This window comes from Halomonas sp. 707D4, assembly GCF_024158685.1.
Lineage (GTDB): Bacteria > Pseudomonadota > Gammaproteobacteria > Pseudomonadales > Halomonadaceae > Vreelandella.
Genome location: NZ_JAMZBD010000243.1, coordinates 1 through 4,701, shown reverse-complemented (window position 1 = coordinate 4,701; position 4,701 = coordinate 1). Strand labels below are relative to the sequence as shown.

The following is a 4,701-nucleotide window of genomic DNA, read 5'->3' as shown; positions in this document are numbered from 1 at the left end:
TTCGAGTGCCTGCTCGGCTTCCTCGTCGGCGCGCTCGAGCCAGTCCTGGTACAGCTCGTCGCCGGCCGCCTGCAGCGCTGCCGCCACTTCGGCGTTGGGCTCGGAGACGTTGACGCCGTTCTCCTCGAGCGCGGCCAGGCTTTCCTGGTTGTCTTCGCGGCTCAGCTGCCAGCCCCGCTCCTCGGCACGCGCGGCGGCTTCCATCAGCGCCTGCTGGGTGGCTTCATCCAGCCGGTCGAAGCTGCGCTGGCTGATGAACACGATGTTCTTGGGCAGCCACAGGTTGGCGTCGGTGTAGTCCGAGACGTAGTCCCAGGCGCTCATCGCGTTGCCGGTGGAACTCGAGGTGATCATGGCATCGACCCGGCCGGTGCTGAAGGCCGTCGGGATGTCCGACTCCTCGGTCTCGGTGGGGCTGCCGCCGAGGTTGCTGACGAAGCGCTGGGTGTTGATGTTCGGCGCGCGCACCCGGAGCCCCTCGAACTGGGCCGGGTCGGTCAGCGCCTGGGCGGTATAGATGCCCTGGGCGGGCCAGGCCACCGCGTAGAGTGGTATCAGCCCCTCGTAGGCGAAGAGCTCCGTGATCATCGGCTTGGTCGCCTGCCAGAGCGCGAAGGCGTCGTCGTAGCTGCCCGCAACGCCCGGCAGCGTGTCCACCTCGAAGATCGGGTCGTCGTTGGAGAGCACCGACATGAACACTTCGCCGGCGTCGATGGTGCCCCGGCGCACGGAGGGCTTGATCTCGCCGTGGGATACCAGGGAGCCCCCGCTGTGCACGGTGATGGTCAACTCACCGTCGGTGGCATCGCGAACGTCCTCGGCGAACTGCTTGGTGTTCTGGGTGTGGAAGCTGGCATCGCCGTAGGGCGTGGCCATGGTCCACTCGGCGGCCTGGGCACTGGTGGCCATGGCGCAGGCCAGCGCCACTACTAGGGGTTTCATCGATCGCATGGGGTGGTTCCTCGCTCTCTTTATAGTCGATTGTCGCGTTGGTCATTCGTTCAGGGGGCGTCGGCAAAGGGTGGCGCCTTCAACCACTGCCCATCGAAACGTGAAGGGGCGACCTGATTCGCCCGATCGTTGGCATAGGCGCGCGAACAGGTCTGCGCCATCCGTGCCACGCTCTTGCAAAAGCGTGGGTGGCTGGCCTTGCGCCAGATGATGTCGTAGTACATCGCCGGCAAAGGCCTTGGCAGATCCAGACGGCACAGTTCACCGCCTTGCCACTGCTCGAGCACCGTGGAAACCGGCAGTGCACCGATTCCCAGCCCTTCCGTGGTCAAGCGTACAATGGTCATCAGCGTACTTACGCTATGAATATGCGGGTCATCCACCCCTTGATCGGCCAAATAGGCGGCCAGCTCCTGGTAGGGACGCGCCGCCTTGCCAAAGGAGATGAACGGCAGGTGCTCGAGCCAGGCGAGCGGGGACTGCCCCAGCAGCTCCGCGTGGTGCGGCGCCACGAACATGCCCATTTCGTAAGGATTCAGCGATTCGTGCTCGATCTGGTCGACGGGCAGAAACCCGTTCATGGCCAGCACGATATCCAGCTCGTTGGCGATGAGACGCTCGTTGAGCGCCAGCGAATAGTCCACCGTGAGCTCGATGCTCAGCCTGGGGTAACGCTCGGTGAGCGAGCGCATGAAATCGGGAAACCAGCTGTGGGCGATGGTCTCGACGGTGCCCAGGCGCAGCGGGGCCGAGAAATCTCCGTCGCTGTCGAACAGGCGCATTGCCTCGTCGCGCTGGTCGAGCATGCGCTGGGCATGCAAGAAGAACTCGCGCCCGCGCATGGTGGGCTGGATCGGTCGCGCCGAGCGCTCGAGCAGAAGCTCGCCGACCGTCGACTCCAGCCGCGAGATGCGCTCGGAAATCGAGGGCTGGGTCAGGCACAGGCGAATCGCCGCCTTGCGAAACGAGCCCAGCTTCACCGCCCAGACGAAGGCTTCGAGTTCCTTGAAATCGAGCATGATGTTGCCGTCTCCACGCGCGCGGTGACCCGGTCGGCCTAGAAGCTTGCACAAGGCGTTCCGCCTGCCGCGGTATGAGGTAGCTCCGGCATCCGCCTCGACGACGAGGGGATGCGGGCGCCTGGATCGGGAGTGCAGGTTCCACTCCGCGAAGCGTTTGTTCGGTGCCCGAAGGTCGAGCGATCGAAGGCTGCTTCATCTTATTGCTTTTGTATGGCTATTCTACGTTGATAATCTCAACGCCCGCAGTCGTCAACCCTTTTTTCACGCATAACAGCAAGATAGAAATTTCCGATGGATACCATCGGCAACGCCTTTACGCTACAGCGAGGCCGCCGAGCGTGCCGCCTGGTCGTAGAGGCCGGACATGGCGCGCAGCACCCCTGCCACCTTGCTGATCTCGCTGCGCTCGATACCCATGGAATCGAGGGATTCGATCAGGCACGCCTCGCGAATCTCGGCGTAGCGCTTGCAGGCCTCGCGGCCAAGCTGGGTCGTCTGGAAGAGCGTCTCCTTGCCCTGCTTCTCACCCACCACCAGGTCGAGCTTCACCAGCTTGCGCAGCGCATAGGTCACCGTGTGGGTGTCCTCGACGTTGAGGACCAGGCAGATATCGCCCTGGCGCTTGGCCCGGCTGCGATGGTTCACGCTGTGCAGCACCAGCACGTCCAGCGCGCCGAGCTCCGGGTAGCCGGTGGCCGCCATGCAGCGCACCATCCAGCGGTTGAAGGCATTGCTCGAGATGATCAGCCCGAACTCGAACTCGGAAAGCTCCTGCGCCTTGTGCGACAGGTGCTCGGAAGACACGATCGGCCCTCGCTTGGCGGGTGCGGCAGGGCTCTTTCTACTCATGGCGTGCTCTTTATAGTTGATATCGAAGGCGTCTCGAGTCGCACGCGGCGAACTCGGCCCTTCATGATCGGCCTTTTCCGCGCCGATTGGCAAACGACTTCTTGCTATCGGTCAAGGCCACTGACCCCATCGGCATGACGAATACCGAATTGACATACCGGCATCTTGAAGATAATTTCTAGATAAATTACATAAAAAGTACAGGTAAACACGTGTCATCAACACCTCCCCTGCTTTCCGTCCAGTCGCTCGATATCGCCTTCGGGTCCAATCGTGTCGTCAAGGATCTGTCATTCGACCTGCACGCTGGCCAGACGCTTGCGATCGTCGGCGAGTCCGGCTCGGGCAAGTCGATGACGTCGCTGGCCACCATGGGCCTGGTGCATTATCTCAACGCCACCATTGCCAAGGGACGCATCCTGTACCGGCGCACGAGCGACAGCGCCCCGCTTGAGCTGACCGCGCTCTCCGACAAGGAGATGCGGCGCATTCGCGGCAAGGAGATCTCGATGATCTTCCAGGAGCCGATGACCTCGCTCAACCCGGTCTACACCGTGGGCGACCAGATCACCGAGGTCCTGCGTCTGCACGGCGACTACAGCCGCGCCACGGCGCGCGAAGAGGCGCTGCGCCTTTTGCGCCTGGTACGCCTGGCGGATGCCGAGTCGCTCTTGAAGCGTTACCCGCACCAGCTCTCCGGTGGCATGCGTCAGCGGGTCATGATCGCCATGGCGCTGGCCTGCAAGCCCAAGGTGCTGGTCGCCGACGAACCCACCACGGCGCTGGACGTCACCATCCAGGCGCAGATTCTCGCCATCATCAAGGATCTGCAGAAAGAGCTCGGCATGGCGGTGATCTTCATCACCCACGACATGGGCGTGGTGGCGGAAGTGGCCGACCACGTGGTGGTGATGCGCAACGGCGAAAAGGTCGAGGAAGCGGACGTCGCCACGCTGTTCGCCGCGCCGCAGAAACCCTACACCCAGGCGCTGCTGGCGGCGGTGCCGACGCTGGGCAGCATGCAGGGCGAAGCGCTCCCCCGCGCCGAACCGCTGGTGATCTTCGACGGCGAGAAGGTCGTGACCCAGGGTGAAGCCACGCTCCAGGACACCGTGCAGGTGCAGGAAACGCCGGTGGTCAGCGTGCGCAACCTGGTGACCCGCTTCGATATCCACAAGGGTTTCTTCGGCGGCGTGAGCCACCGGGTTCACGCCGTCGAGAACGTCAGCTTCGACATCCAGCCCGGCGAGACCCTGGCGCTGGTGGGCGAATCAGGCTCCGGCAAGTCCACCATCGGGCGCACCATCCAGCAGCTTCAGAAGAGCACCAGTGGCGACATCGTCTTTTCCGGCAAGCCCGTGGCCGACATGTCCCGCGCCGAGAAGATGACGCTGCGTCAGCAGGTGCAGTACATCTTCCAGGACCCCTTCGCCTCGCTCGACCCGCGCAAGACCGTGGGCTTCTCGATCGCCGAACCGATCCGCACCCATCGCCTGATGGGCGACGAGCGGCGCATCAAGCAGCGCGTCGGCGAGCTTCTGGAGCGCGTGGGCTTGGCACCGGAGCATGCCGAGCGCTATCCGCACGAGTTCTCCGGCGGCCAGCGCCAGCGCATCTGCATCGCCCGGGCGCTGGCCTCCAGGCCGAAGCTGATCATCGCCGACGAGGCGCTCTCGGCGCTGGACGTCTCCATCCAGGCGCAGATCATCCACCTGATGATGCAGCTTCAGCGTGAAGAGGGGCTTTCGTACCTGTTCATCAGCCACGACATGGCGGTGGTCGAGAAGATGAGCCACCGCGTGGCGGTGCTGCACCTGGGGCAGATCGTCGAGATGGGCCCGCGCCAGCGGGTGTTCGACGCGCCCCAGCACGCCTACAC

4 protein-coding genes are annotated in these 4,701 nt (G+C 63.9%); 1 reads left to right on the top strand and 3 read right to left on the bottom strand.

Annotation, left to right across the window (positions count from 1 at the left end; genetic code table 11):
- The 3 genes from BIS11_RS11080 to BIS11_RS11070 all read right to left on the bottom strand — a co-directional run.
- Nucleotides 1-951: TRAP transporter substrate-binding protein (locus BIS11_RS11080; RefSeq protein ID WP_253586054.1), on the bottom strand; the 951-nt coding region annotated here is incomplete at its 3' end.
- A gap of 50 nt (nucleotides 952-1,001) precedes the next feature.
- Nucleotides 1,002-1,970 (bottom strand): LysR family transcriptional regulator, encoded by a 969-nt coding sequence (locus BIS11_RS11075; protein WP_253425582.1) that lies wholly within the window; start codon nucleotides 1,968-1,970, stop codon nucleotides 1,002-1,004.
- A gap of 321 nt (nucleotides 1,971-2,291) precedes the next feature.
- The gene (locus BIS11_RS11070) at nucleotides 2,292-2,822 is read right to left on the bottom strand and encodes a winged helix DNA-binding protein (RefSeq protein WP_253425584.1); all 531 of its coding nucleotides are present in this window, start codon (nucleotides 2,820-2,822) and stop codon (nucleotides 2,292-2,294) included.
- A gap of 212 nt (nucleotides 2,823-3,034) precedes the next feature.
- On the opposite strand from BIS11_RS11070, the gene BIS11_RS11065 reads away from it, so the two are divergent.
- Nucleotides 3,035-4,701 (top strand): ABC transporter ATP-binding protein (locus tag BIS11_RS11065; RefSeq protein ID WP_253586053.1); only part of this gene is annotated, 1,667 nt, incomplete at its 3' end.